This is a genomic window from Thermostichus sp. MS-CIW-34, assembly GCF_054060435.1.
The window spans coordinates 1-26,164 of sequence record NZ_JBSSDE010000027.1 but is presented as its reverse complement, the minus strand read 5'-3'; the positions used below and the strand labels follow the sequence as shown (position 1 = coordinate 26,164).

The following is a 26,164-nucleotide window of genomic DNA, read 5'->3' as shown; positions in this document are numbered from 1 at the left end:
AGGCCTCCAACTGGGTTACAGGGGAAGGCAATGTTAACTTAAGTTCATATCTATACGTTACAGCGATCCCCGATCTGCAACGGTGAATGTAAAAGATTCAGTTGGAAATTTGACAGGGAACAAACATCGGTCAGTAATCTTTGCGTTTTCCTCACAACAGAAGGGATCCCGGGACTTAGCGGGTGGGGGCCGATCTGCCGGTGGCCATTTCCCACGCCGAACAACCCGTTTGAGGTCAGGCCCCCATTGGAATCCCGGTGGATCCCCAGCTCGAACTCACATTCCGGTCCAGTGCCACCAGGCCCAGCCCAGCCCCACCAGCAGCGCCGTTATCCCATAGAGGGATCCCACCACCTGCACCTCCGACCAGCCCCCCAGCTCCAGATGGTGGTGCAAGGGCGACATGCGCAACAGCCGTCTGCCTGTGCCGGTTTTGCGTTTGGTGTATTGGAAGTAGCCCACCTGCAGCATCACCGACAGCGCCTCTGCCACCAGCACTCCCCCCATCAGGGCCAAGGCCCAGAGCTGATCCCCCAGCAGCGCCAACCCGGCCAGAGCGCCCCCCAACCCCAGGGATCCGGTATCGCCCATGAACAGCCGCGCCCGGTGGTGGTTGTGAACCAGGAACCCCAAGCAGGCACCGCTCAGGGTGAAAGCCAACACCGATAGCTCTGGATCCCTGTGAAGGAGCCCCAGCCCAATCAGCAGGATGGCCACCACCCCTGCCGCCAAGCCGTCCATACCATCGGTGAGGTTTACGGCATTATTGGTGCCCACCAACACAAACAGGGCCAAGGGCCAGAACAGCCAGCCCAAAGCTAGGGTGCCGATTCCGGGCAGCGTTAGGGTTGTCGGGATCCCCTGCCAGGCCAGGTAGCCGCAAAAGACCAGACCGATCCCCACCTGGAGCAACAGCTTGTGCTTGGGAGACAACCCCTTGTTGGATTGCTGTCGGATCACCAGCCAATCGTCCAGCCAGCCGACAAAGCTGTAGGCCAGCGTGAGCAGCGCGACGGCCAGCCAATGGGGATCCCAGCCGCTCCAGATCCCCGCCACCAGTAGCCCCACGGGCAAAAAGCTGATCCCGCCCATGGTGGGTGTGCCTGCTTTTTTCTGGTGGGATTGGGGCCCCTCCTGGCGGATCACTTGCCCCGCCTTCCAGCGCCGCAACCCGGGGATGAGCGGGGATCCCAGCAGGGCCGAACCCAACGCGCTCAATCCAAAAGGAACGACCACCTGGGGGCGGATCCCAATCACAAGGGCCGAGAGGGCTAAACCCAGCCCCAGCGAGAGCGCCATCCCGCCCCACTCTGTTTCTTCCAGCTCCAGATCAGGAAGTGTATCCGCATCCACTCTTTCTGAACCCCTCACACCCTCAACCTCCAAACCCTCAAAAACTCTATCCTGCCAGAGCTCAGAGGCGAAAGTTAGTTGAGTGGGGATCCCTTCAATAGGGCCACTTCCAGTTGCGCACCTCCGGCAGATCTTCCCCGTGTTTGCAGATGTACTGCTTGTGCTCCACCAGCTTGTCCCGGATAAGCTGCTGGACGTGATCCCGCCGGTACTTGAAGCGCTCCACCCGCTCCAAGACGTCGTTGGCCAAGTTAAAGCGATCCACCTGGTTGAGAACGCACATGTCGAAGGGGGTGGTGGTGGTGCCCTCCTCCTTGTAGCCGCGCACGTGCAGGTTGTGGTGGTTGGGACGGCGGTAGGTGAGGCGGTGGATGAGCCAAGGATAGCCGTGGAAGGCAAACACGATGGGCTTGTCGGGGGTGAAGATACTGACAAACTCCTTGTCGCTAATGCCGTGGGGGTGTTCGCTGGGCGGCTGCAGCTTCATTAGGTTCACCACGTTCACCACCCGGATCTTGATGTCCGGCAGGTGCTGCCGCAAAAAGTCCACCGCCGCCAGGGTTTCCATGGTGGGCACATCGCCACAGCAGGCCATGACCACATCCGGCTCTGAACCCTGATCATTGCTGGCCCATTCCCAGATTCCCAAGCCCTGGGTGCAGTGCTTGATGGCCGCATCCATATCCAGGTACTGCAGGGCCGGCTGTTTGCCTGCCACGATCACGTTCACGTAGTGGCGACTGCGCAGACAGTGGTCGGCCACCGAGAGCAAAGTATTGGTATCCGGGGGCAGGTAGACGCGGATGATTTCGGCCTTTTTGTTGACCACGTGATCCAAAAAGCCGGGATCCTGGTGGCTGAAGCCGTTGTGATCCTGCCGCCACACGTGGGAAGTCAGCAGGTAGTTGAGGGAAGGGATGGGCCGCCGCCAAGGAATGTGACGGGTGGTTTTCAACCATTTGGCGTGTTGGTTGAACATGGAGTCCACCAGGTGGATGAAGGCTTCGTAACAGGAGAAGAACCCGTGTCGCCCGGTCAGCAGATAGCCTTCTAGCCAGCCCTGACAGACGTGCTCGCTGAGGATCTCCATCACCCGTCCATCGGGGGAGAGGTGCTCGTCGCAATCGTAGATGGGAGCTACCCAGGTGCGGTCGCTGGCCTCAAACACAGCATCCAAGCGGTTGGAAGCGGTTTCATCGGGGCCAAAGAGGCGGAAGTTGTGGGGGTTGAGCTTCATCACATCCCGCAAAAATTGCCCCAGAACTCGGGTGGCTTCGGCTTCGGTGGTGCCGGGGCGGGGGACAGGCACGGCGTAGCGACGGAAATCCGGCATTTTCAGCTCCCGCGTCAGCAGGCCGCCGTTGGCGTGGGGCAAAGCCCCCATGCGTTTTTCCCCTTTGGGGGCCAGCTCTTGCAGCTCCGGCAGCAGACGGCCATTTTCATCGAAGAGTTCTTCCGGCTTGTAGCTGCGCATCCAGTCCTCCAGAGCCTTGAGGTGCTCCGGTTTTTTGGCCAGATCCGCCAGGGGCACTTGGTGGGAGCGCCAGAAATCTTCCACCTTTTTGCCGTCCACCTCTTTGGGGCCGGTCCAGCCTTTGGGGGTGCGCAGGATGATCATCGGCCATTGGGGACGAGTGGGATCCCTTTTGCTGCGGGCATGCTGCTGGATTTCTTGGATCTCGTGGATCACCGTGTCCAAAGTGGCGGCCATCAACTGGTGCATCTCTGCCGGCTCGCAGCCTTCTACGAAGTAGGGTTTGTAGCCGTAGCCCACAAACAGATTTTGCAGCTCGTCACGGCTGAGGCGGGCCAAAACAGTGGGATTGGCGATCTTGTAGCCGTTCAGGTGCAGAATCGGCAGCACTGCTCCGTCGTGGATGGGGTTGAGGAACTTGTTGGAATGCCAGGAAGCGGCCAAGGGGCCGGTTTCCGCTTCTCCATCCCCCACCACACAGGCCACCAGCAGATCGGGGTTATCAAAGGCAGCCCCAAAGGCGTGGGCCAGGGCATAGCCCAGTTCTCCCCCCTCGTGGATGGAGCCAGGGGTTTCCGGAGCCACGTGGCTGGGCACGCCGCCGGGGAAGGAGAATTGCTTGAAGAGCTTGCGCATGCCTTCGGCGTCTTGGCCGATGTTGGGATACACCTCGCTGTAGGTGCCTTCCAAGTAGGTGTTGGCCACCAGAGCAGGGCCACCGTGGCCGGGGCCGGTGATGTAGAGGATGTTGAGGTTTTCCCGTTTGATGATGCGGTTGAGATGCACGTAGATGAAGTTCAACCCGGGTGTGGTGCCCCAGTGCCCCAGCAGGCGTGGCTTCACGTGTTCCAGTTTCAGGGGTTCTCGCAGCAGCGGGTTGTCCATCAAATAGATTTGCCCGACCGACAGATAGTTGGCGGCCCGCCAGTAGGCATCCATTTTGCGAAGCTCGTCGGCGGTGAGCGGTTTTGTCGAGAGCTGTTCTGCCAGAACCATAGCTGTACTCCATAGGTATCTCTACTCCTATGGTGATCCGGGTTTGCCCAATTGCCGGGGGATCTTGGGATTCCTTTGGATTTGGCTCATTGGGTGAGCGGTAGGCACCTGTTACCACCACCAGGGCTTGATCGGGGTGCCGTCGGGAAAGATCAGGCCGGCAATCCGGGATCCGCTGTGCTTTAACCCTTCGATCTGAGCTCCTTCCAGGTTGGCTTGGGTTAGGTTGGCCCCGCTGACATCGGCCCGCCGCAGGTTAGCCCCCTGAAACTGGGCCTGACGCAGCTCGGCGCCGCTGAGATTGGCCCCTTCCAGGTCGGCATTTTGCAAGTTGGCCCCCCGCAAGTCCGCCCGCTGTAGGTTGGCTCCCCCCAAGTCCGCTCCCTCCAGGTTGGATCCGCGCAGATCGGCCCGGTTCAGATCCGCTCCCCTCAGCCGGATCTGACAGAGCACCAGTTCCCGCAGATCGGCTTTGCTCAGGTCTTGGCCGGAGAAATCCTGTCCCTGTCCCCCCCAGTTTTGCAACTGCCAAATGTGGCGCACCCGTTCTTCCAGGTGGGTCTCTTCCGAAAGCTGGGATCCCCGCAGGCTGGTGCCGCTAACTTTTACCCCCCTCAGGTCGGATCCCCGCAGGTCGGCTCCCTGTAAGTCGGCTCCGCTCAGCTTGGCCCCTTGCAAATCCGCTTGGCGCAAATCCGTTTGCCGCAGCCGGGCGCCGTTGAAGTTGCAAAAGCGCAAGTTGGCCCGCCTCAGGTTGGCCTCCCACAGGTTGATCCCCCCCAGCCGTGCTTCTTGAAGGTCGGCTCCCTCCAGGTCTGCATAGGCAAAATCCCGCTCCCCCCGCCGATAGGCCACGATCACCCCTTGCGCTCCCCCCACCGGGCGAAAAGGGCTGTAGGTGCGACAGGCCCGTTCTGCCTCCGGCTGGCCAAGCTGAGACAACAGCCGCCAAGCTGCCAAGCGGACTGCCCAAGAGCTATTGCCGGCGAGGGCTTCAATGAGTTCGGCCAGGCCCGCCGACCCGTACTGCAGCAACTGGGGCAGGGTGGCTAAGCGCACGGCTTCATCGCTATGGGCGAGTCGTCTCCGCGCCCCCTCGATACCTCCCAACACCAAGGCATGGGCCGGGGCGCTCCCGGTTGCCGTTTGCCCCCCCAACACCAGATCCCAAGGTTGGGGCCGGGATCCCTGGTCAGTCCTGACAGCCGGCTGAGGCTTACCTACCATGGGCGGATGCCGATGGGCCTAGCTATACCCAACGCCCCACCACCACGCGGATGGTGCCATCCTCCAGCACTTCTTCGGCCTCGATGGTATAGCCCTGCTCACGGGCTGAGCGCAGCAAACTTTTGTGGGCGTAGCGCTGCAAAATCGGCTCCAGGAAGGTCTTGGGATCGATGCCCGCCCCCCACAGATCGGCCACCAGCTCGTAGTGATCCCCGTTGCGGCGAAACCCGATGTCGAAGCCATTTTTCTGACGGATCACCAAGTCGGCACGGGTGCGGTTCCAGAGATAGCCCCGCAGGCTGGTATCCCGCTGCACGGCGTAGCCCAATTCCTTCAGGGTCTCTTCCAGGAGATCGGCGTCTTTGATTTGCACTTGCAGGGTGGTGAAGTGAGACATGGCCCTTCCAATCCTTTGACCGATGGAGACCGGATCCTCACTATAAAGCGCCCTTGGGGTGGTGGAAGAAATGTAAACCATCCTGCGGTGGGTCGAGCGAGCGGAACGCAGCTCCCCCTTTCTCCCGCAGGAGTGCAACACACCTGGGCCTGGAGGGTCGCTGGGCTGGCCTGACCTGCCTTCTTATGTAGGCGCGCGCTGCGGCATTCGCGATAGCGGTACGGAGCACCAAGGCTGAGGCATCCGCGCCTGGCGTGTTCGGTAACACAGAAATCTTGGATCTACATCTAGAGTCTAAAGTCAAGAATTGACGATAGTCTCCACTATGTTTGGAGGCAGCAGCAAAAATCTGTCCCACAGGGATCTGTTCTCGTCTGTCTCCGGCTGGAATTGCCGGCGATGAGGTACCAAACCAGCCCCAAGCCGTTCCAAAAACCCGCCGATGACCCTTGCTGTGCCTTGCCAAGTAAGCTTTTCCGATGGCTCTGCGAACAAAAATACTCATCTCTAGTCCCACAAATTGGATGAAAAAATTGCTTTTTTGTCTCTTGAAGATCTCTTGAAGATCTGATTTGGTACCAAAAACTGGTCAAGCAAGTGGAATAATTTTTTCAATCTATCTAGAACTTAAGATTGAGTTTATAAAATAGTTGATCTCTTCCCTCCTACTTAAGGTAGAGTTACTACTCAATAAAAAAGGACTTAAAGCACTGCCGGTAGTGTCTAGTGAAGCAGCCTCAATAAATTTAGTGAGTCAAACACCGAGTTCTGGATTAGATTTTTCGAAGTCAAAGCCTTTACGAAAAGGCTTTTGTGCTGGTATGAATAAGGTGCTGTTTGCAGAAAGGTCAGCTTCGTGTGTAGGAAGAGGGCCCGATGCAGCAGGAGAAGTAGAGATTCTGACAGGACATGAATTTATGGTGTGGGGTTTGATATGTCAGAAAGTCTTGACTTGCAAGATGCGGTGGGGCGTTTCTTAAAGACGATTGGCCGCTACTCGTTGCTCACCGCTGAAGAAGAGCTCCGCCTGGCTCACCAGGTGCAGCGGATGGTGACGCTCTTGGAGCAACGGCAGCCCCATGAGTCTGTGGAAGGTTGGAGCCAGCGGCTGGGGATCCCTTTAGCAGAGCTGCAGCAGATCCTGCGGCAGGGGGAAGCAGCCAAGAAACGAATGGTGGAGTGTAACCTCCGCTTGGTGGTGTCGATTGCCAAGCGCTATCGCAATCGAGGCTTGCCGTTTCTGGATCTGATTCAGGAAGGCACCATCGGCCTCACCCGCGCCGTGGAAAAGTTCGATCCCACCCGTGGCTACAAGTTCTCCACCTATGCCACTTGGTGGATCCGGCAAAGCGTGAACCGGGGCATCCAAAACAAGGGGCGGATGATCCGTCTGCCGGCCCACATGTACGAAAAGGTCTCCCAGGTGAAGCGGCGCTACCGCGAGTTATCTGCCGAAAGGGGATCCCGTCCCCAAGCGGAAGAAGTTTTTGATTCTCTGGATATTGGCGATAACTACCGGGAGCTGATCACCCGCCACATGGCAGAGATGCGTTCCTTGAATGTGGGGGTAGGGGATGAAGACGGCACCGAGCTGCAGCACTTCATCCCAGATGAAGACAACGACCCTGTTGAACACCTAACCCAGCTTGCCCGTCGAGAGGAAGTCCGCGCGCTGGTGGGCCAACTGAGTGAACGAGAACGACAGGTGATCGTGGCTCGCTATGGGCTGGATGGATCGAGGGGCCTAACGCTGCGGGAAATTGGGGAGCACATCGGCCTTTCGCGAGAGCGAGTCCGACAAATTGAGCGGCGGGCCTTGCGGAAATTGCGGCGGCTGCAACAGGAATACTCCACGCCCAAAGCTGCCAAACCCTGGGTTAACGGGAACCTGTAACCGTTTGCGTCAGCGGTGCGCAGCACTGTAGAAAGGTTTTTTCACCACTTCGGCAGGCTGGCGCTGCCCCCGAATTTCAATTTCCAGCCGGGATCCCACCTTGGCCCAAGCCGGAGCGACATAGCCCAAGCCGATGCCGTAGCCCAAACTGGGAGAATGGGTGCCGCTGGTTACCCGTCCGATCGGCTCAGGGGAGTTGGGAGCGTAGATGGCATAGCCGCTGCGGGGGATGGCCGGATGCAGCATGCGAAACCCCACCAGGTGGCGAGGGATCCCTTGCTGCCGTTGGCTTTCGATGGCGGGCTTGCCGATGTAGTCCCCTGGGTTGTTCACCAACCAGCCCAAGCCCGCTTCTAAGGGAGTGGTGCTCTCGTCCATGTCCTGCCCGTAAAGATGGAAGGCAGCCTCCAGGCGCAGGGTATCGCGGCAGCCCAGCCCACAGGGTTGTACGCCGGCCTGAATCAGTTGCTCCCAAAGGCGGATGCCGTCTTCGGGGCTGAGCATGACTTCAAAGCCATCTTCTCCGGTGTAGCCAGTGCGGGCCACGAAGATAGACTCTCCCAAGGCTCCCGCCGCTCCGGCAAACTGACCGTGCTGAAACCGGCGCAAAGCCTTCAGGGATCCCTCCAAAAAGGGCTGGAGAACCTGTTCGGCTGCCGGCCCCTGCACCGCCAACAGAACCTGAGCATCGGAGTGATCCTGCAGGTTAACTCCGGGGATCCCTTGGAAGTGGTGGTTGAGCCAATCCCAATCTTTCTGCCGGGTGGCTGCATTGACGATCACGCTCCAGTGCTCCAGCTCACCCTCCGGTGGATGCCGGTAGAAGATGACATCATCCAAAATGCCCCCCAGTGGATTGAGCAGGACGGTGTACCGACCAGATCCCACAGGAACGGCGCTCAGATCGCTGGGAACCAGACGGCTGAGGTGGGATCCCAGCTCCGGCCCCCAGAGGGTGAACTTGCCCATGTGGGAAATGTCGAATGTCCCCACCCTCTCCCGCACTGCCCGATGTTCTGCTATCACTCCCCGATACTGCAGCGGCATTTCCCAGCCGGCAAAAGAGACAAATCGCGCCCCCAAAGCTTGATGAAGGGAGAACAAGGGGGTGCGTTGCAGAGGCGTTTGGCTCATCAAGGGATCCTCAGCGGTCTAAAGACTAAAAGGTCAAAGACTAAAATAAGTGCAGCATCGCCCATTTCTCGGAGCTTGTGCCATGCGCCTTCTCCACACCATGATCCGCGTCGGCAACCTGGAGCGCTCCCTGCGGTTTTACCGAGAAAACGCCGTAAAGCCCTGCCCTTGAGGGTAGGGATGTAAGGCGCAGACCGTTTTATCCCTTCAGGAACGCTGTTCGCGGTAGCGGTGCGTAGCACTTTAAAATAGCAATATGTTGGTCAGAGAAGCCAAGCTGCTCAACGGCACAGCAGAGCAGTACCAAGCTCTGGATGAAGCCATTCGCACTGCGCAGTTTGTGCAAAACAAGTGTCTACGGTACTGGATGGATAACCGGGGCGCGACCAAAGCGGTTCTGTATTCCCTCTGCAAGGACTTGGCCAAAGAGTTCCCCTTCGCCCGCCAGCTCAACTCTGCCGCCCGTCAAGCTAGTGCCGAAAGAGCTTGGTCTGCCCTCTCCAACTTCTACCGCCGTTGCAAGAACAAAGAGCCAAGGAAAGGCTATCCGCAGTTCAAGAAGAACTGTCGGTCGGTCGAGTACAAGCTGTCCGGCTGGAAGCTGTCTCCTGACGGCATGTCCATCACGTTCACCGACGGCTTCAACGCAGGAACATTTGCCTTGTACTGCAATGGTGAGGCAAGACACCATATCCTAAACTCCAAAATCAATCGGGTGCGGGTGATACGCAGGGCAGATGGGTACTATGCCCAGTTCTGCTTGGATGTGGAGCGCAAGGAGCAGGGAGAATACACAGGCAATGTTATTGGCATTGACTTGGGCTGGAAGGCTTTCTACACCGACCAGAACGGCAACTCTGTAGAGTGTCCAAAGTTTCTCAGACGCAGCGAAAGGAGGTTAAAGCAGCACCAGCGCAGATTAAGTCAGTATCGGGAGGAATACACAACTTCACTTGCCTTGTGATATAACTTGTGATATAATAATACTGCGGACACCAGGAACGGTTGTTTAAGGCACTGGTAACGGTCGATTGGGGGTGTCGTAAACCATCCCAGAGGTCCGTGGTTAGTTTACTAACTGCAGGGCTACTAAAAGCCTACTCTGTACCGCGAAGCAGTCAGGGTCGGGTAGTTTACTTGGCGGATCCCCCTACAGTCAACTGGCCCAGCACGTTGATATCAAAGGTGAAATTAATTGTCACCGAGTTGCCCTCATAAGCCTCAGGCAGGGGCAGGAAGGGAGCTGCCCTCTGGATAGCCGTCAGCGCTGCATCGTCTGTTTGTTGGCTGCCGGACGTGCGCCCCAGGCGAATGCTCTGCAGATCGCCAGCTCGACCCACTGTAAAGATCACCACTGTGCGGCGCGAGGTACCGGTCTGCCCAGGTATCCAATTTTGCTCCACTTTTCGCTGCAAAGCGGCCAGCCAAGGACCCCAATCCACATTGGCCCGCGCTGCCACACTGGGGGGATTGGGAGCGGATTGGGTGGGGTTGGCCAATCCACTAGCTCCACTGCCCTGGATCCCGGCTCCATTGCTGGGAGCAGAGGCACTGACCGGAGGCCCCAACTGGGAAGAGTCAGAGGGCCGCTGGGCGGGAAGAACCTCTGTCACCGGTTGCGGAGCGGGCGGAACGGGAGCCAATTGGCTGGGATCCGAAACCCGCTCGCTTGGCTGTATGGGCAAGGGCTCCGCAGTTGGCGGGGGAGTGGGCCTTGGGGAGGGAGCAGCCGCCACAGGCGGTGGAGTTTGGGTCGGAGTAGGTCTGGGGACAGGCGTGGGAGGGGACGGTGCCGCAGTCGGGGTCGCGGTGGGCTGAGGGGGAGCGGGGGTTGGGGTAGGCGTGGGCTTGGGTGGAGGGGTTGGAGTTGGGGTTGCCAGGGCAACTGCAGCCGGGGCAGGTGGTGGTGGAACAGGGGCAGGCGGTGGCGGTGGTTGGGGTCTTGGCGGCGGCGGCGGAGGGGCCTCCTGGGGAGGGGCGGCCTGAGATTGAGGTGGACTGCCTTGAGACGGAGGGGCTTCTACCCGCTCACCCCCATCGCGGGAATCAACTTCTGAAACCAGATCTGCTTCCTCTGGGGGCTGCAGCTCTTCTGGATCCAGAAGGATAAACTCAATGGCTTCTTGTTCTGGCTCGCGAGTGAGCCAAAGCCGCCCCAAGTGGAGCAATCCCAGCAGCACCAGCACGTGCAGCAGCAGCGACAGCGCCACCATCCAAAAAAAGTTGCGAGATTCATCCTCGCGGCGGCGCTGCTCAATCCAGATGCTGGTCATAGCCAAGATTGCCCTTTCCTTTCTTCAACGCTCTCAACACACCGAGTTGTCTGTTGCAGACTGGGCCACGGGGGTAACACCCCAGCTAGTGTTATAGCATCCGAGCAGTTGGCACTCCTGCGCAAAGGCGTATAGTCTATCTCGGGCTCGGGAAGGGATCCCACCTTGCAGCAGCTCTAAGATCGCCTACCTTGAAAAGAGCGGGGATCCCATTAGCCGGGGAAAAGCCCCACAGCTCGGGGTGCTGGCTCTGATGTTGGCTGGTGGGGCACTTTTGGTGGCTTTTTAGGAGCGACGTTATGGAACCCATCCGCTTTCATCTGGCCTTTCCAGTTGCCGATATTGCCTTGGCCAAGGCCTACTACGGCGATGGCTTGGGCTGTGAGATCGGTCGAGAAACCTCTGCTGCCGTTATTTTTAACCTGTACGGCCATCAACTGGTGGCCCACCTCACCCACGAAGAGCTGACGCCCCAGCGGGGCATCTACCCTCGTCATTTTGGCCTGATCTTCCCTACCCAAGGGGATTGGCAGGCGCTGGCCGACCGTGCCCTGGAGCGAGCCTTGCCCTTTTATCAGGAGCCGCGTTGGCGCTTTGTTGACACCCCCTTGGAACACGGCACCTTCTTTTTGCAGGATCCCTTCTACAACCTGCTGGAGTTTAAGTACTACCGCCACGCTTCCGCCATTTTTGGGGAGCGGGAGTTGGCCTTGGTCGGGGACAGTGCTTCCCACCGCTCGCGCGAACGATCCCCGGCCCGCTCAAGTGGCATGTAGTGCAAACAGGAGGAACCTTTGGCCACTCAACCCCTGCGTTCTGGCCCCGCGCGCGGCCCTATCTGGCAGATGGATTTCAACGCCGTCCCCCTGCGGGATGAGCAGAACCGAAGGGTTTGGGAGCTGTTGGTATGCGATCCCACCGGCCGGTTTCGCCAAGCGCAGTATTGCAGTAACCAAGAGGTGAATAGCACCTGGGTGGCACGACAGTTGCGGAGCTACCTCGAAGCGGCTCCCCAGCCTCCCTCGGCCATTCGTGTGTTTCGAGCCCGCATGAGTTCCATCCTGCAACGGGCCTGCGATGCGGTTGGGATCCCGATGCTGCCCAGTCGTCGCGTTTACACCCTCAAAGCTTGGATGCGAGAACGGGCAGAGCAGGTTTACCCTCAAGAGACTCAGTTTACCTACAGCCCCGAACCTCCTGTGGATCCGGATCCGCCGGATCCCATCCGTCTGCCGGACAAGTTGCAGGGAGAACGCTGGGCCTTCGTGACCTTGCGAGCTGAGGATCTGCGGGAAGCCGACGCCTGGCCGATAGAATTTGGCGAGCTTTTTCCGGTTGCCTGGGACACTTTGACGCCCGACACATTGGCACCAGTGGTGCGGAGCACCCTCATTCCCGGCTTGGTGATTACCTCGCAGCGGGCTTTGCCGATGGCAGCCTGGATGAGCGGTATGGAACCCGCCTACTTGAGTGTGGCAGACGGACGGCTACTGCTCGAGGCGGGCCTCAACGATTGTTATCTGTTTGCACAATTGAGAGATGAAACACTGCGAACAGAGGCAGAAGTCTTTGCCCAGCGCCAGCAGCAGGCCCAGGGGCTCCACTTTCTTGCCATTCAAACCGATCTCAGGGCCCAGTCTTTCGCCGGCTTCTGGCTGATGCAACATCCGCTGTAAGTAGCAGCCGTTACAGCCTGTTTGTAAATTACAGTCATTTCAAACTAGATTGAGACACTCCCCAAACGCTCCGCGCCGCTGCCGCGACCACCCCCAGCTCCTCTCCCAGAGGGAGAGGGGAGTTAGAGACCAATGCGACAGAAATGTTTCATTACCTGTTTAAAAAATGACTACACTACTTGAAATGACTGCGTTTTCGATTCAAACTAGGGCCCTGCATCCGCACCCAAAACCTTGAATGCGCAGGGCCAGAAGGCTTTTCAAGGACTCCGTCCTGCTGGCGCGATCAGTGGCCTAGGCGTCTCACCCTAACTTGAAACCACCATATCGCCAAAGTCGCCAAAGAGAGAAGGGATCCTCACTAGGAAAACACAGCCTCCAGCGCCTGCAAGGTCTTTTTCACCTTGGCCTGGGCTGCCTCCACCTCGGGTTGGTCATAGGCTTTGGCGGCAAAGTCTAGTTGTTCTAAGCTGCGGCCCATCTCCTTAGCCAGGCGCAGCACTTCCCGCTTTTGTTTATCTGGCAGGGTAGCCGCCAGGCCGGTCAAGGTCTTACGAGTGAGTCCCATCGGCCCGTGGATGTAGGAGCGGATCTCCAACCAGTCCTCCGCCTCCACCAGGCTTTGCAGCCGCTCTACCTGTTGCTCCAGTTGTTGCAGCTCTCGGGGCAGGCCAGCAGCCGCTTGCACAGAAAGGGATCCCAGCCACAGCCCCAATGTCAGGATGGCAACCAGCAACACACTCCGCCAGCGACAGATCATCACATACCTCCCACATGCCTGCAACAGGCTTGACTTCTTGGCCATGATTGCCATCAGCTTTTTGGCAATCATTTGGTAATCAAATGAATAGTTTACCCGCTGGCTGCACCTCAGCCCCTTGGCTGCCTCTCGAAGAGCACAGCAAATCGGTTAGGCTAGGGATGTAAAAGAATGTAAATGGCACTCTCATGCAACGCATCATCCTCATGACCGGCAAGGGTGGAGTCGGCAAAACCTCGATGGCGGCGGCGACCGGCTGGCGTTGTGCCGAGATTGGCCTGAAAACTTTGGTGCTGAGCACAGATCCGGCCCACTCTTTGGCCGATAGCTTCGATCAGCCCTTGGGCCATGAGCCGGTCGAGGTCAAACCTAACCTTTGGGGGGCGGAGCTGGACGCCCTCAACGAACTGGAGCTGAATTGGGGATCCGTCAAAACCTACATTACCCAGGTGTTGCAGGCGCGAGGGCTAGATGGGGTGCAGGCACAGGAGCTGGCGATTTTGCCAGGGATGGATGAGATCTTTGCCCTAGTGCGGGTGAATCGCCATTACGACGAAGGCAAGTTCGATGTGTTGATCATCGACTCGGCCCCTACAGGCACGGCCCTGCGCCTCTTGAGCCTGCCGGATGTTTCTGGCTGGTACATGCGCAGGTTCTACAAACCCCTGCAGGGGCTGGCGCAAATGCTGCGTCCTATTGCCGAGCCGATTGTGAAGGGGCTGACCGGGATCCCGCTGCCGAATGACCAGGTGCTGGATGCTCCTTATGAGTTCTATCAGAAGATTGAGCGGCTGGAGCGCATCCTCACCAACAACCGCATCACCTCAGTGCGGCTGGTCACTAACCCCGAAAAGATGGTGATCAAAGAATCGCTGCGGGCCCACGCCTACCTCAGCCTTTACGGGGTGGCCACCGATTTGGTGATTGCCAACCGCATCTTGCCCGATGGAGTGGTGGATCCCTACTTTGCCGCCTGGAAGGCAGCCCAACAGAAATATCGCCAGGAAATCCACGAAAACTTTGCCCCCCTGCCGGTCTTCGAGATCCCGCTGTACTCCGAGGAGTTGGTGGGATGGGACGCCCTAGCCCGCCTGAAAAAAGACCTCTGGGGGGATCGCAACCCGGCGGACGTGCTCTATGCCGAGCAAACCCTGAATGTGGTAACCGACAACGGCCAGTACCGGCTGGATCTTTACTTGCCCGGGATCCCGAAAGAGCAGGTGGAATTGACCAAAACCGGGGATGAGCTGAACATCCGCATCGGCAACCACCGCCGCAACTTGGTTCTGCCCCAGACTTTAGCGGCCATGACCCCGGCCCGCGCCAAGATGGAAGAAGACTACCTGCGCATTCATTTTGCTGCTTGAGGCTGTAGCTGCTCTTGGTTGCGTCAGTGTTGAACGGCAACGGGGCAGCGTCAGCGCCAGATGGCACAATGAGGGTGTTCCCTACTTCTAAAGATGGATCGCCGAGGATCCCTTCTCAGAAGAGGATGAGATCATGCTGTTGCTTCGTATCTTCCTGGTGGCTCTGCTCATCGCTTTGACAGGTTGGTTTTCCCCTCCCGCCAGCGCCCTGCTCAACGACGACCGTTACGATGGCAACATCTTTGCCCTCTACGGGGCCAATGGCGGCATGATCCCCCCCCGCGTTTCCTTGAAGCAGGCGAAAGAGCAAGGGATCCCGGCCCTCCTCGTGTACTACATCGATGACAGTAGCGATTGCAAAAAATACGCCGCCACCATTGCCAACCTGCAGGTTCGCTACGGGCTGGGGGTCTATTTCATCCCCTATTCCGTCGATTCCCTCCTGCCCGGCGACGAGCGCGGCCAATACTACACCGGACAAGTGCCTCAAACCCTCCTCTTCGACCCAGAGGGAAATATCGTCTATCAATCCGTCGGCAACCGCCCCATCACCGAGGTGGAAAACGCTATTCGCGCCCTCTTCAAGTTGGATCCCGTTCCCCCAGGGGTGATCAAAGCCAAACCCTTCAACGAGATCCAAACCGGATTTGCCGGATCCCGTTCTCCCCAAGCCTACCCCCCCACAAAAGCCCAGCCGTGACGGCCAATCCCGATCCCTTTGATCCTCTCGAGGCTCTGCAGGAAAAACTCCAGAGTCTCCAGGCTCGTCTTGCCGACCTCAGAGAATTGGAGCGCGTAGCCCAGCTTTCCCCTGAACAATGGGCCGAAATCCAAGCTGAAGCCAGTCAACTGGAGCAACGCCTGCAGGCTTATGTGCTAGAGGTGTTTAATCCTGTCCCCGCTACCTTTTGGCAGGTGGTACGCTTCGGCGGCCTTGGCCTGCTGCTGGGCATTGCCCTGCAGCGCTGGGTGCTGAGCTAGCCAGCACACCCCTTAAGATAAAAAAGCTCTTGGATCCCGGAGCCCTTGCCCATGCGCATGCGACGCCCTAGACCATTTAGTCTTGACCGCAAGACTTCGCGCTTTCTGCCTCTGCTGGGCCTGCTTTTGGCGCTGCTGACCCTCCTGCCCCGTTGTCTGCTGGTTGTCCAACCCGGCTACGAAGCCGTCATCTTCAACCGCCTCACGGGAGTGGAAATGACTCCCCGCCGCGAGGGGATCCATCTGCTGATTCCGGTGCTGCAGTTCCCCACCCTTTACGATGTGCGCACCCAAACCTACAACATGACCAGCCGAAGTGAAGAGCGCAGCGTCAAAGCCGACGATACCCTCACCGCTCTCACTGCCGATGGGCAACGGGTGGATCTGGATGTTTCGGTGCGCTATCGCCTGGATCCGGATCGGGTTCCCGAAATCCATCGCAATGTAGGCCCCGATTACCTGAACAAAATTATTCGCCCCGCCTCCCAAGCCGTGGTGCGCAATGTTATCGCCCGCTATTCGGCCATTGGCGTTTATTCTGAGCAACGAGCTGAAATCCAAGAACAAATTGCCGCTGAGCTCTCTCGCCTAATGCAGCCAGAAGGGCTGGTGCTGCAGAGCTTGCTCTTGCGCAATGTGGAATTTTCCAAAGAGTTTCAGTCGGCCATCGAAGCCAAACAAATTGCCGAGCAAGAGAAGCAAAGAGAAGTGTTTCGCGTAGAGCAGGCTCAACTCATCAAACAACGAATGATTGTCAAAGCCAGCGGTGAGGCCCAAGCCATCGCCCTCAAAGGGGAAGCGCTGCGCAGCAACCCGAACGTCATCCAGCTCGAGTATGTCCGCAACTTGCCCGACGACATCCAAGCCATCGTCAGCGAGCAAAACGCCATCCTCAATCTGGGGGACTTTCTCAACAAGTAATCGATTCGAGAGTCCCAAGTTAGGATTGGATCCATCCAGTTCAGGTGCATCCACTCCAAGCCCGTTCTCAACAGACCATCAGCCCCAGCCCCTCTCCCAGAGAAGTGTTGCTGCTGTGCCCCTTAATTTCTTGATGGGCCGTAATTCTCGGCCTTTGCATTCATTTTGCATTCATAGAGAACCCAGCACTCTCCGGTACTCCGGGGGCCAAATACCGGGCCCGACACTCAACTGGCAAGCTGACGTAGGAGCCTGGGGAGTTGACTGGGGCATCCACTCTCCGAAGCATCTGTATCAGACTAAACAGAAAGAGGCTTCCAGGATATCTAGGCTCTGTACAAGTGCTCACAAAGTTCTGGATTGGTGGGAAAAACCCCTTCCCTTTCTTAGAGCAGCTCAGTGTAAAGCCTGATGCTCTTTTTTCTCTGATGGGATTACTGTAGAAGTGTTGCAACTGGAATTGTGCGGTGACCGGCTCCTCCTGCGCCCAACTTGCCAAACTCGAGATGCCCAAGATGCCCGTAACGGCTGGGATCCCTGTCACACCTTTTGCGGATCAGGCTGAGGCTGGTCACCTTTTGGTCGTGGATGATCAGCCCAACAGCCGCCTGCTGCTGGGGGATCTGCTGGAGAGCATTGGCTACCGGGTCAGCGAGGCCGAAAACGGCAATCAAGCCCTGCAGATGTTGAAAACCTTCCAGCCGGATCTGATCTTGCTGGATGTGATGATGCCGGGGTTGGATGGGTTCGAGGTCTGTCGGCGCATCAAAGCCAATGACGAGACGCGTTTGATCCCGGTGGTGCTGATTACAGCGGCCAGCGATCGCAAAAATCGCGTGCGCGGTATTGAAGCTGGGGCAGATGATTTCTTGAGCAAGCCCTTTGACGAGTCGGAATTGTTGGCGCGGGTGCGTTCCCTCGTTCGCCAAAAGCACCTCAATGAAGACTTGGATCATGCTGCCCAGGTTTTGTTCGCCATTGCCCGCAGTGTGGAAAGCCGGGATCCCACCACCGGGGATCACTGTGAGCGCCTGGCACAAATGGCCAAGAGCTTCGGCGAGTTTTTGCATCTGCCCCGTCCCCTGATCAAGGTGCTGACGTGGGGAGGTTACCTGCACGACATCGGCAAAGTGGGCATACCCGATGCCATTTTGGGTAAAACAGGCAAGCATACGCCGGAAGAGTGGGAGGTGATGAAATCCCATGTCTTGATCGGGGAGCAAATCTGCCGCCCGCTACGCACCATGAAAGAGGTGTTGCCCCTCATCCGTCACCACCACGAGCGTTGGGATGGCAGCGGTTATCCCGACGGCCTCAAGGGGGAAGAGATCCCTCTGGTGGCCCGTATCTTCCAGATCATCGACATCTACGACGCCCTCACCTCGGAGCGACCTTACAAGCGAGCTTTCACTGCTCAAGAGGCTATAGACATTTTGCGGGAAGAAACAGCCAGAGGGTGGCGGGATCCCCAGTTGGTGGAGTATTTCTTTGAGTTTATGCGATCGCGGGCGCTGGATTTGGAGTAGGCTAGATAGGGCTTGCTTGTAGTGTACCAGCAGGATAGAGTCTCTTGCCGGGTGCCGATCCGCTGCGTCGTTGTGTAGGGTGTCGCCAGTTGTTTCCTCGCTCACAACTGTGGCGGCTGGTCAGACAATTTGATTCCCACCAAGTGCTTTTGGGTGGGGGTATGGGGCGCTCTGCCTATGTCTGTCGGCGGCTGGAATGTCTGCAAGCAGCCCGGCGCAAGCAGCAAATCAGCAGAGCTCTCAAGGCACCGGTGCCTGACTCGTTGTTTCAACGGCTGCTGGATTCTCTTGAGCAGGATTGCCAGGGGCATCTCCTCCAAAAGCCTGAGCCTCAGAGGTATTCCCAAACATAGGTAAGATATTTAAACGCCCTTTTAGGTTCATCAGGTTGCGAACTACACGACAGCCCCTCTCAACTGTCAGAATGGGAGTTGGCCGGAAAACTGAGGTCAGGCTGGAGGAGCTGCAGAGAGGTTATTCTGGAGGCGCTGTTTCCATCTATTCTTTCCCTGGCTGCCCTACTGGATGTCCCCTGCGGATGTTGCCAGAGCAGCTTCAGACCTGGGTTCCCTTCAGGCCGGATCCCCGGAGGATTGCCGAGCTGTTCTCGATGCGCCGGAGGAAGCCCCCGCAAGCCCGAAAGGTTCGGCTCAACCCAATAACTTGGTTCCCATTGAGTTTGGATAGTAAAACTGACGAGAAGTAAAGGAGCAGAGGCTAGCAGACGAATGACCGATAAAGTTCGAATTTATGATATTGCCCGTGAGATGGGGCGTGACAGTCGGGATGTGCTGGAGGTTTGTGAGCAACTGGGGATCCCTTTCAAAACCCACAGCAGCACCATTTCTCCGGAGCAAGCTGAGTTGGTGCGCAGCAAGCTGGGCGCCCCCCACATTGTGAAACCTCCTCGACCCCGGCCCAAACTCCCATCTGAAAGCCTGCCGCCGGAGCCTCCTGCTGAAGCCAAAGTCGGTGAGCGCCCTCAGCAGAAAGTTCCCGGCACCGCTAGCGCGATCGTCGGCATTCGTCGGCCCACGCCCGTTCAGCAGCAAGCCCCAGTTGGCGAAGCCAAGACTGCTGAAACTCCGCCGGCTGCCAAGCCCTCGCTGTCTCGACCTGAGCGAGTCTCCCCCGAAAAAGGATCTGCCAGCGGTGGTGCTCAGCTCATAGGCCCACCGCGGCGGCAAGTTAGCCCTCCTGTCCGCTCGTCTGAGGCCACCCAAAAGCCGGAGACTGTTTCTCAACCGGCAACCCCTCCCACTCCCTCTGAGTCTGCCGCGGCCAAAGCCAGCGGCTCGGAGCCCAGTCCTGTGGCCAAGCGCCCAATCGTACTCTCGCCCCCTCAACGAGCTACCTCCGGGACAAAACCGCCGGCAGAGCGGCCTGAACCGCCGCAAAAAGCTCCCGAGCCCAGTCGCCCCAGCCCCTCAGAAGCACCATCCCCCAGCCACGCCCGCGTTCCTCAGCCTGCGGAAGAAAAAGCTCCTTCTCCTCCACCTGCGCAGCGCCCCCGTCCACAACTGGTGGGCGCACCTGTTCGCCCTGGCACGCGTTCTCCGGTGACTGAGGAAAACCGTTCCAGCAGCGGCAAAGTCGGTGAAGCTCCTCGTCCGCAGCGGCGGATGGAATTGGTGGGGCCCCCTACCCGTCCTGTGGCCAAGCCGGCTCCCCCTGACCCAGATGCTGCCTCTCCCTTGCCAGAGAGGATCCCTGGGGAACGTCCCAGCCCGGTGTTGGTAGAGGCTCCTGTAAGACCTACCCCACCCAAGGTCAAGCGCAAAACGGAAGAAGAAGAGGACGACGAGCTACAAGCTCTCAGTCGGCGGGCTGCCCGCGTCCAAGCCAAACGCAAACGCAGTCGGAGACGGGGGGAAGGAGATGGAGATGGTTTGGATTTGGATCCCATGACCATCATTTCAGCGGTCAAGCAGGCTGAGCTAAACGCCCTCAAGCCCTTGGCTCGCCCCACCGCCAAGCCTCCTTCCTATCGCCCACCCGTGGCAACGGCTGCTCCCACCGCCCGCCCCCGCCCTGCTGCTCGTTCGCAGCAGCAACCTACCTCCGCTGAGGCTGGTGCTGCCGATCGCGCCAGCGGGACAGAGCCCTTGCCCGAAGAGAAGGTGTTGCTCTTGGATGGCAGCCTCACCGTTCAGGAATTGGCCCATCGCCTGCGCGTGGCCGAAACTGAGATCATCAAAACCCTCTTTTTCAAAGGGGTGATGGTGACCATCAACCAGGTCTTGGATGAGTCGCTGGCCGAGTCGGTGGCCAAAGAGTTGGGCTATGAGATTCGCCGACCCGAGGCAGAACCCGAGGCCAAAAAAACCGAAATGCTGGACGTGGAGGACATCGACCATCTGGTCTCGCGTCCGCCGGTGGTGACCATCATGGGCCATGTGGATCACGGCAAAACCACCCTCCTCGATGCCATCCGCGACACCAAAGTGGCGCAGGGAGAGGCTGGCGGGATCACCCAGCGCATCGGTGCCTACCATGTGGATGTGAACTTTGAAGGCCAGAAGCGGCGCATCGTTTTCCTGGATACTCCTGGCCACCAGGCTTTTACCGCCATGCGCGCCCGGGGAGCCCGCGTCACCGACATTGCGGTTTTGGTGGTGGCCGCCGACGATGGGGTACAACCGCAAACTCTGGAAGCGATCAGCCATGCGCGGGCGGCTCAGGTGCCGATCATCGTGGCCATTAACAAGATCGACAAGCCCGGCAGCCAGCCAGAGCGCATCAAGCAGCAGTTGGCAGAGCACGGCCTATTGCCAGAGGAGTGGGGTGGCGACACGCCCATGGTGGAGGTGAGCGCTCTCACCCGCCGTAACCTGGATGCTCTGCTGGAGATGATCCTATTGGTGGCCGATGTGGCGGAGCTGCAGGCCAACCCCAATCGTCCCGCTCGCGGCACGGTGATCGAGGCCCACCTGGACAAAGCTCGCGGGCCGGTGGCTACCCTCTTGGTGCAAAATGGCACTCTGCGGGTCGGAGACACCCTGGTGGCCGGGGCCGTTCTGGGCCGGGTCAAAGCGATGATGGACGATCGCGGCCAGCGGTTGCAGGAAGCTGGGCCGTCTTCGGCGGTACAACTGCTGGGCTTGGATGAAGTCCCGGCAGCCGGGGATGAGTTTCAGGTTTACACCGACGAAAAAGAGGCCCGTCGCATTGCCCAAGAGCGGGCGGAGGTGCTGCGGCAAACCCGTCTGCAACAGGCGCTGCTGTCTCGTCGCGTGAGCTTGGGTAGCGTTTCCGCCAAAGCCCAAGAAGGTCAGCTCAAGGAGTTGAACTTGATCATCAAGACGGATGTCCAGGGATCCGCCGAGGCCATTCAGACAGCGCTGCGGGATTTGCCCCAAGAGGAAGTCCAGTTGCGGGTTCTGCTGGCGGCTCCTGGCGAGATCACGGAAACCGACGTGGATTTGGCTGCGGCCAGCGACGCCATCATCCTCGGCTTCAACACTACCCTGGCCCCCGGCGCCCGCCAGGCTGCCGATGACAAGGGTGTGGACGTGCGGGAGTACGACATCATCTACAACCTGCTGGACGATCTGCGGGCGGCCATGGAGGGCTTGCTGGAGCCGGAAGAAGTGGAGGAGCCGCTGGGCCAAGCGGAAGTGCGCCTGGTGATCCCCATCGGGCGCGGTGCGGTTGCCGGCAGCTATGTGCTCTCGGGCAAGGTGCAGCGCAATGCTCTGGTGCGAGTTCGCCGCAGAGGGGAGGTAGTTTACGAGGGACGTCTAGACTCCCTGAAGCGCTTCAAGGACGATGTGCGGGAAGTGGCTGCGGGCTTCGAGTGTGGGATCGGCATCGACAAGTTCCAATCCTGGCAGGAAGGCGACATCATCGAGGTGTACCAGATGGTCACCAAGCGGCGGACGCTGGCCTCTGTCTAGCTTCATCAAGGCACTTCAGGTTGGCCTGCCGGTCAGGCCTGTGTTCTCGGGCAGAGGATCCCAGACAGGGAGGGAAAATTTGAGCTGATCGTGCGAGCGGGACGGAGTCCTCAGAGGGGGGAATGGATGCAACAGAGCCAGAGACTGAGCCAGATGCTGTTTGTAACGCTGCGGGAGGATCCCGTTGAGGCCGAGCTGCCCAGCCACAAATTGCTGCTGCGGGGCTGCTTTATCCGGCGGCTCTCCCCAGGGATCTACACCTATCTGCCGCTCCTCTGGCGGGTGCTGCAAAAGATCTCGGAGATTGTCCGGGAGGAGATGAACGCCATCGGCGCTCAGGAGTGTCTTTTGCCCCAGCTGCAGCCGGCAGAGATCTGGCGGGAGTCGGGCCGCTGGGAGGTGTACACCCAGGCGGAAGGGATCATGTTTGCCCTTAAGGATCGCCAGGGACGTGAGCAGGCCCTAGGCCCCACCCATGAGGAGGTGATCACCTTGCTGGCCCGGGATCTCATCCGCTCCTATCGCCAGTTGCCGCAGACGCTCTACCAGATCCAGACCAAGTTCCGGGATGAGATTCGACCCCGCTTTGGCCTGATGCGAGGGCGGGAGTTCATCATGAAAGACGCCTACTCCTTCCATGCCAACGAGGAAAGCCTGCGCCAGACCTACCAGGATATGTACCGAGCCTATAGCCGCATCCTCAGGCGCTGTGGGCTGGAGTTTCGCGTGGTGGATGCTGATGCCGGGGCGATCGGGGGGCCATCGGCGGCCTCGCAGGAGTTTATGGTGCTGGCCTCTGCCGGAGAAGATGAGATCCTCTACACGCCCGATGGCTCCTATGCTGCCAATGTGGAAAAGGCCGTCTCCATCCCGCCGCCAGCGGCAGAGTCTCCCTACACCGCCTTCCAGGTTCTGGATACGCCGGGAACCGAAACCATCGAGAAGCTGGCCGCTTTCCTAAAAATCTCCTCTACCCTGATCGTTAAAAACGTCCTCTACCAAGCCCTCTACGACAACGGCCTGCGGGTGGCAGTGCTACTCAGCATCCGTGGGGATCAAGAAGTCAATGAGGTCAAACTGGCCAACCACCTCAGCCGCCTGGCAGAGCGCTACCAAGCCAGCAAATTGCTCAAGCTCGCCTTGGCCGATGCCGAGATCCAAAACAGTTGGCAGGGGGATCCCATCCCGGTGGGCTACATTGCCCCCGACTTGCCGGATAGCTGTCTGGGCCGGCAAAAAAACCTTGCCCCCCAGATCCTGCGCTTGGCCGACCAGACGGCAGCTCTGCTGCAGAACTTCGTAACCGGCAGCAACCACGTGGGGCAGCACGTGGTGGGGGCCAACTGGGGCGAGCAATATCCCCTGCCGGAAGTGGTGGATGTGCGCAAAGCGCAAGCGGGGGATCGTTCTGTACTCAACCCCGACCAGATCCTGGAAACGGCCCGTGGCATCGAGATCGGCCATATCTTCCAGTTGGGTCTCAAGTTCTCACTGCCGATGCGGGCCACCTTTACCGACGAACAGGGATCCGAGCAGCCCCTCTGGATGGGCTGTTATGGCATTGGGGTATCCCGCTTGGCCCAGGCGGCGGTGGAGCAATCCCACGATGCCAATGGCATCATCTGGCCCGTGGCCATTGCCCCCTATCACGTAGTGGTGGTGGTGCCCAACATCTCCGACCCCGAGCAGATGAGCGTGGCGGAAAAACTGGTGCAAGATCTCGCTGCTGCCGGCATCGAGACCCTCTGGGATGACCGGGACGAGCGGGCCGGGGTGAAATTCAAAGATGCGGATCTGATCGGGATCCCCTATCGCCTCACCACGGGGCGCAGCCTCAAACAAGGCAAGGTGGAACTCAGCGAGCGGGCCAGCGGCCAAGCCACGGAAATTCCCATTGAACAAGTGGTGACCACCCTGAAAGAGCGGATTGAAGCAGCCCTAGCTGTGCCGGACTGAGCGTGGTTTCTCCTGAACCCGATGCTGAACATCTCCATTCTTAAAGAAGACGAATCCTATACTTTTCGCTCTTATTTTGAGATGCCCTACGAGCCGGATGAAATCTTGGCTCAGTTTGGCTATCAACTGGAAATTGGGGAGTGGACATGGCCTGTTGCCCCTGCGCCGCCGCAAACCCCAGTTTTGAAAGATCGGATCCGACAATTGTTACCTTTGGTTAGCCTCACCAGCGAAACAGCGCGGCGGGAATTGCTGGTGGCTCCTGTGCTGACCGAAGTGGCTCTCCATTGTCGAGTTCCTTTGCGGCTGGAGTATCCCCTGATGGTCAACAATTGGTTGAAGGGCAGCCTCGATTATCTGTTGCGAGGGAAGAACATCCTGCTGGTGGTTGAAGCCAAAAAGGACGATCTAACGCGGGCCTTTGTGCAAATGGCTGTAGAAATGATTGCCCTGGCGCAGGTGGAGCAGCAGGCTCAGATCTACGGTGCAGTGACGATGGGGTCTATCTGGCAGTTCGGACAAATTCTTGTCCATCAGCAGATGATCAAACAAGACTTAACGCTGTATCGGGTACCTGAGGAGCTAGAAACCATTGCCGGCATTCTCACTGCCATGGTCAGCAACCCCAGCCCATCGTGAATTTAGTGACCATAAGTCATGAATCAAAAAACAGTCTGGTTTGCCCTAAAATTGACGCTGGCTGCTGCCGGGATCAGCACAGCCATCAAGTATGGTGGCCCTTACTTGGCCTTGCCGGAGCAAATGCCAGTGGTGGTCGGGATGATCGTTTTGCCCACCCTGATCGTGGCCGGGCTCCTGTGGCGCTGGCAAATGCAGTCTCCTCTATCCAAAACTCCCCTACAAGCCGGCAAGGGATCCCTGGGAATTGAAGATGATAGAGCCTTCACCCCCAGCCCTTCTCCCAGGGGAGAGAGGGAAGTCTGAACTGCTGGACATGGAAGGCTGCCCAGATCCCTTGATGGGTGGGGGGAAGGCTATCGGGATGGATTGGGATCCCTTGAACCCCTACTGCTGGGTAAGGCGCAGGGTTACCGTTGGGCTGGTTTGGTTGCCGGAAGTGGCCGTGAGATTCACCTGATACACCGTGCCAGAGGCCGGAATGGGAGGCCGAACGGTGATGGTGAAACGGCCCTGGGCATCTGCCTGCACCGTTTGGTTGGTCACGGTCTGTTGGGCGCTGATGATGCCCCCCAGAGAGGTCGAAGCCGTTACATTCACCCGCACCGAAGCATTGGGAGCTGTAGTGCCCTGCAGCGTAAACGAAGAGCCGGAAACCCGATCCCCATCCCGCAGGTTGGTGATCTGAGGCAAGAGTGGGCCAGGGGCGCTGACCGTGGCGGAAACCTCTTGGGTGGTCAGCCGCTGGATGCCCCCGGTGGCCCCTTCGATCAGGCGGGCCGGTTGTTCGGCGGTCATGAAGCGCACTTGGCCACCATTTTCCAGGCGGGCGACGACGATCCCTTCCCGGGTGGTATCTTTCGCCTCGATTAGGGCGTTCACTACATAGGTGCCGCTGGAAACTTCCTGAGCCGGCAAGGTTTGCACTTGCCGTCCATCTTGGATGAGGTAAACCGTCACCCGGCTGGAAGGAGTGCCTTTGACGGTAACCAGCAGGATTTCCCCGGCTGCCAAGGGGCGACTGCCGGCATTGTGATCCACCAGGTCGATGGAAGCGCGGACAGGGCTACCCACGGTGAAGCTCCAGGTCACGCGGCGGGTCACCCCCTGGGTATTGGTGAACTCCAGCAGAACTTCCCGGCGCCCCGGCGGCAGGGGTTGGGCAGGGCGATAGGTGAAGAAATCGCGGGTAATCACCGACTGGGAAGTGACGTCTTGGCCATCCAGGAAAACCCTCACCGTTTCCGGACGCACGCTGACGCCATCTTGGCTGCGAAAAGAAGCCGAGATTGGCGAGGTAGGTTCAACATTGGTGGCCGCTTGAGCTGGGCTGGGATCCGTAATTTGCTGAGCCCTTGCAGGCAAGCTCGACAACCCCACAACCGCAGCGCCAATCACCAAGGCCCGGGGAAACCAGGAATACAAGTTATCGCTCATGAGACCATCCAAGAAAAAGATAGAGTACAGACAGACTACACAGGCAACAAGCCCAGAGAAAGGCTAAACAGAGTCCAGGAGAATATCGGCCTCGATATCCTGTTCGCATCCTGTCACAGGGGATGGCCCCTGTCGATACGCCTAAACCTGTAAACTACCCGACTCCGACCGCTAAGCGGTACGGAGCGGGCTTTCAGTAGCCCTGAGCCTGCTCTGCTCTACCAGAGAACAAAACAGGCCCGAACCTCTAGGCTGGT

At 58.8% G+C, this 26,164-nt stretch carries 22 protein-coding genes; 14 read left to right on the top strand and 8 right to left on the bottom strand.

Annotated elements, in window-relative coordinates:
• Positions 1–276: 276 nt before the first annotated feature.
• The 4 genes from mraY to ACVWYY_RS10005 form a co-directional block, all read right to left on the bottom strand.
• Positions 277–1,299 (bottom strand): phospho-N-acetylmuramoyl-pentapeptide-transferase, encoded by a 1,023-nt coding sequence (mraY, locus tag ACVWYY_RS10020; protein WP_457403416.1) that lies wholly within the window; start codon positions 1,297–1,299, stop codon positions 277–279.
• A gap of 148 nt (positions 1,300–1,447) precedes the next feature.
• On the bottom strand, positions 1,448–3,823 hold the full coding sequence (locus tag ACVWYY_RS10015; protein WP_457403396.1) for a phosphoketolase family protein: 2,376 nt from the start codon (positions 3,821–3,823) through the stop codon (positions 1,448–1,450).
• Between the two features lie 111 nt (positions 3,824–3,934).
• The gene (locus tag ACVWYY_RS10010) at positions 3,935–5,050 is read right to left on the bottom strand and encodes a pentapeptide repeat-containing protein (protein WP_457403398.1); all 1,116 of its coding nucleotides are present in this window, start codon (positions 5,048–5,050) and stop codon (positions 3,935–3,937) included.
• A 22-nt stretch (positions 5,051–5,072) separates the two neighbouring features.
• Positions 5,073–5,447, bottom strand: coding sequence for a DUF1257 domain-containing protein (locus tag ACVWYY_RS10005; RefSeq protein ID WP_457440435.1), 375 nt, complete (start codon positions 5,445–5,447; stop codon positions 5,073–5,075).
• Between the two features lie 934 nt (positions 5,448–6,381).
• Between ACVWYY_RS10005 and ACVWYY_RS10000 the strand changes: the two genes are divergently transcribed.
• Positions 6,382–7,341: a sigma-70 family RNA polymerase sigma factor gene (locus ACVWYY_RS10000; RefSeq protein WP_011432772.1), complete on the top strand. Its 960-nt coding sequence runs from the start codon at positions 6,382–6,384 to the stop codon at positions 7,339–7,341.
• 9 nt (positions 7,342–7,350) lie between these two features.
• On the opposite strand, the gene gcvT is transcribed toward ACVWYY_RS10000, so the two are convergent.
• Positions 7,351–8,475, bottom strand: coding sequence for a glycine cleavage system aminomethyltransferase GcvT (gene gcvT, locus ACVWYY_RS09995; RefSeq protein WP_457403399.1), 1,125 nt, complete (start codon positions 8,473–8,475; stop codon positions 7,351–7,353).
• A 256-nt stretch (positions 8,476–8,731) separates the two neighbouring features.
• Here gcvT and ACVWYY_RS09990 point away from each other — a divergent pair, with 256 nt between their 5' ends.
• The gene (locus tag ACVWYY_RS09990) at positions 8,732–9,439 is read left to right on the top strand and encodes an RNA-guided endonuclease InsQ/TnpB family protein (protein WP_011432770.1); all 708 of its coding nucleotides are present in this window, start codon (positions 8,732–8,734) and stop codon (positions 9,437–9,439) included.
• Positions 9,440–9,608: 169 nt separating this feature from the next.
• On the opposite strand, the gene ACVWYY_RS09985 is transcribed toward ACVWYY_RS09990, so the two are convergent.
• Positions 9,609–10,748 (bottom strand): energy transducer TonB, encoded by a 1,140-nt coding sequence (locus ACVWYY_RS09985; RefSeq protein WP_457403400.1) that lies wholly within the window; start codon positions 10,746–10,748, stop codon positions 9,609–9,611.
• A gap of 299 nt (positions 10,749–11,047) precedes the next feature.
• On the opposite strand from ACVWYY_RS09985, the gene ACVWYY_RS09980 reads away from it, so the two are divergent.
• Both ACVWYY_RS09980 and ACVWYY_RS09975 read left to right on the top strand, forming a co-directional pair.
• Positions 11,048–11,524, top strand: coding sequence for a VOC family protein (locus ACVWYY_RS09980; protein ID WP_414424831.1), 477 nt, complete (start codon positions 11,048–11,050; stop codon positions 11,522–11,524).
• An 18-nt stretch (positions 11,525–11,542) separates the two neighbouring features.
• Entirely contained in the window at positions 11,543–12,424 is an 882-nt protein-coding gene (locus ACVWYY_RS09975) for a Tab2/Atab2 family RNA-binding protein (RefSeq protein WP_011432767.1), read from the top strand.
• Between the two features lie 361 nt (positions 12,425–12,785).
• Here ACVWYY_RS09975 and psbQ read toward each other — a convergent pair whose 3' ends face one another.
• On the bottom strand, positions 12,786–13,229 hold the full coding sequence (psbQ, locus tag ACVWYY_RS09970; protein ID WP_414349863.1) for a photosystem II protein PsbQ: 444 nt from the start codon (positions 13,227–13,229) through the stop codon (positions 12,786–12,788).
• Positions 13,230–13,372: 143 nt separating this feature from the next.
• On the opposite strand from psbQ, the gene ACVWYY_RS09965 reads away from it, so the two are divergent.
• The 10 genes from ACVWYY_RS09965 (at position 13,373) to ACVWYY_RS09920 (ending at position 24,776) form a co-directional block, all read left to right on the top strand.
• On the top strand, positions 13,373–14,551 hold the full coding sequence (locus ACVWYY_RS09965; protein WP_414332153.1) for a TRC40/GET3/ArsA family transport-energizing ATPase: 1,179 nt from the start codon (positions 13,373–13,375) through the stop codon (positions 14,549–14,551).
• 133 nt (positions 14,552–14,684) lie between these two features.
• Positions 14,685–15,251: a thylakoid membrane photosystem I accumulation factor gene (locus ACVWYY_RS09960; protein WP_457384390.1), complete on the top strand. Its 567-nt coding sequence runs from the start codon at positions 14,685–14,687 to the stop codon at positions 15,249–15,251.
• Entirely contained in the window at positions 15,248–15,532 is a 285-nt protein-coding gene (locus ACVWYY_RS09955; protein WP_457384391.1) for a hypothetical protein, read from the top strand. Before ACVWYY_RS09960 ends, ACVWYY_RS09955 begins: the two co-directional genes overlap by 4 nt.
• A gap of 51 nt (positions 15,533–15,583) precedes the next feature.
• Positions 15,584–16,453 carry a prohibitin family protein gene (locus ACVWYY_RS09950; protein WP_457440432.1) on the top strand — a complete coding sequence of 290 codons (870 nt, stop codon included), beginning with the start codon at positions 15,584–15,586 and terminating at the stop codon, positions 16,451–16,453.
• Positions 16,454–16,959: 506 nt separating this feature from the next.
• Complete coding sequence (locus ACVWYY_RS09945) at positions 16,960–17,979, top strand: HD domain-containing phosphohydrolase (protein ID WP_457440431.1); 1,020 nt, start codon at positions 16,960–16,962, stop codon at positions 17,977–17,979.
• A gap of 44 nt (positions 17,980–18,023) precedes the next feature.
• A complete protein-coding gene (locus ACVWYY_RS09940; RefSeq protein WP_457440429.1) occupies positions 18,024–18,332 on the top strand; it encodes a YlxR family protein in 309 nt (102 codons plus the stop codon).
• Between the two features lie 375 nt (positions 18,333–18,707).
• Complete coding sequence (gene infB, locus ACVWYY_RS09935) at positions 18,708–21,875, top strand: translation initiation factor IF-2 (protein ID WP_457440427.1); 3,168 nt, start codon at positions 18,708–18,710, stop codon at positions 21,873–21,875.
• 126 nt (positions 21,876–22,001) lie between these two features.
• Entirely contained in the window at positions 22,002–23,831 is a 1,830-nt protein-coding gene (locus ACVWYY_RS09930; protein WP_457440425.1) for a proline--tRNA ligase, read from the top strand.
• 21 nt (positions 23,832–23,852) lie between these two features.
• Positions 23,853–24,470 (top strand): hypothetical protein, encoded by a 618-nt coding sequence (locus tag ACVWYY_RS09925; protein ID WP_457440424.1) that lies wholly within the window; start codon positions 23,853–23,855, stop codon positions 24,468–24,470.
• Between the two features lie 18 nt (positions 24,471–24,488).
• On the top strand, positions 24,489–24,776 hold the full coding sequence (locus ACVWYY_RS09920) for a hypothetical protein (RefSeq protein WP_457440422.1): 288 nt from the start codon (positions 24,489–24,491) through the stop codon (positions 24,774–24,776).
• 81 nt (positions 24,777–24,857) lie between these two features.
• Here ACVWYY_RS09920 and ACVWYY_RS09915 read toward each other — a convergent pair whose 3' ends face one another.
• Positions 24,858–25,907 carry a hypothetical protein gene (locus tag ACVWYY_RS09915; protein WP_414344338.1) on the bottom strand — a complete coding sequence of 350 codons (1,050 nt, stop codon included), beginning with the start codon at positions 25,905–25,907 and terminating at the stop codon, positions 24,858–24,860.
• Positions 25,908–26,164 lie beyond the last annotated feature (257 nt).

What these genes read in the sequence shown, in the direction of transcription:
- ACVWYY_RS10010 (WP_457403398.1), bottom strand. Translation starts at nt 5,050, where the DNA reads ATGGTAGGTAAGCCTCAGCCGGCTGTCAGGACTGACCAGGGATCCCGG.
- ACVWYY_RS09915 (WP_414344338.1), bottom strand. Translation starts at nt 25,907, where the DNA reads ATGAGCGATAACTTGTATTCCTGGTTTCCCCGGGCCTTGGTGATTGGC.
- ACVWYY_RS09925 (WP_457440424.1), top strand. Translation starts at nt 23,853, where the DNA reads ATGCTGAACATCTCCATTCTTAAAGAAGACGAATCCTATACTTTTCGC.
- ACVWYY_RS09985 (WP_457403400.1), bottom strand. Translation starts at nt 10,748, where the DNA reads ATGACCAGCATCTGGATTGAGCAGCGCCGCCGCGAGGATGAATCTCGC.
- ACVWYY_RS09960 (WP_457384390.1), top strand. Translation starts at nt 14,685, where the DNA reads ATGCTGTTGCTTCGTATCTTCCTGGTGGCTCTGCTCATCGCTTTGACA.
- gcvT (WP_457403399.1), bottom strand. Translation starts at nt 8,475, where the DNA reads ATGAGCCAAACGCCTCTGCAACGCACCCCCTTGTTCTCCCTTCATCAA.
- psbQ (WP_414349863.1), bottom strand. Translation starts at nt 13,229, where the DNA reads ATGGCCAAGAAGTCAAGCCTGTTGCAGGCATGTGGGAGGTATGTGATG.
- ACVWYY_RS10015 (WP_457403396.1), bottom strand. Translation starts at nt 3,823, where the DNA reads ATGGTTCTGGCAGAACAGCTCTCGACAAAACCGCTCACCGCCGACGAG.
- ACVWYY_RS09990 (WP_011432770.1), top strand. Translation starts at nt 8,732, where the DNA reads ATGTTGGTCAGAGAAGCCAAGCTGCTCAACGGCACAGCAGAGCAGTAC.
- ACVWYY_RS09965 (WP_414332153.1), top strand. Translation starts at nt 13,373, where the DNA reads ATGCAACGCATCATCCTCATGACCGGCAAGGGTGGAGTCGGCAAAACC.
- ACVWYY_RS09980 (WP_414424831.1), top strand. Translation starts at nt 11,048, where the DNA reads ATGGAACCCATCCGCTTTCATCTGGCCTTTCCAGTTGCCGATATTGCC.
- mraY (WP_457403416.1), bottom strand. Translation starts at nt 1,299, where the DNA reads ATGGCGCTCTCGCTGGGGCTGGGTTTAGCCCTCTCGGCCCTTGTGATT.
- infB (WP_457440427.1), top strand. Translation starts at nt 18,708, where the DNA reads ATGACCGATAAAGTTCGAATTTATGATATTGCCCGTGAGATGGGGCGT.
- ACVWYY_RS09950 (WP_457440432.1), top strand. Translation starts at nt 15,584, where the DNA reads ATGCGCATGCGACGCCCTAGACCATTTAGTCTTGACCGCAAGACTTCG.
- ACVWYY_RS10005 (WP_457440435.1), bottom strand. Translation starts at nt 5,447, where the DNA reads ATGTCTCACTTCACCACCCTGCAAGTGCAAATCAAAGACGCCGATCTC.
- ACVWYY_RS09920 (WP_457440422.1), top strand. Translation starts at nt 24,489, where the DNA reads ATGAATCAAAAAACAGTCTGGTTTGCCCTAAAATTGACGCTGGCTGCT.
- ACVWYY_RS10000 (WP_011432772.1), top strand. Translation starts at nt 6,382, where the DNA reads ATGTCAGAAAGTCTTGACTTGCAAGATGCGGTGGGGCGTTTCTTAAAG.
- ACVWYY_RS09930 (WP_457440425.1), top strand. Translation starts at nt 22,002, where the DNA reads ATGCAACAGAGCCAGAGACTGAGCCAGATGCTGTTTGTAACGCTGCGG.
- ACVWYY_RS09945 (WP_457440431.1), top strand. Translation starts at nt 16,960, where the DNA reads ATGCCCAAGATGCCCGTAACGGCTGGGATCCCTGTCACACCTTTTGCG.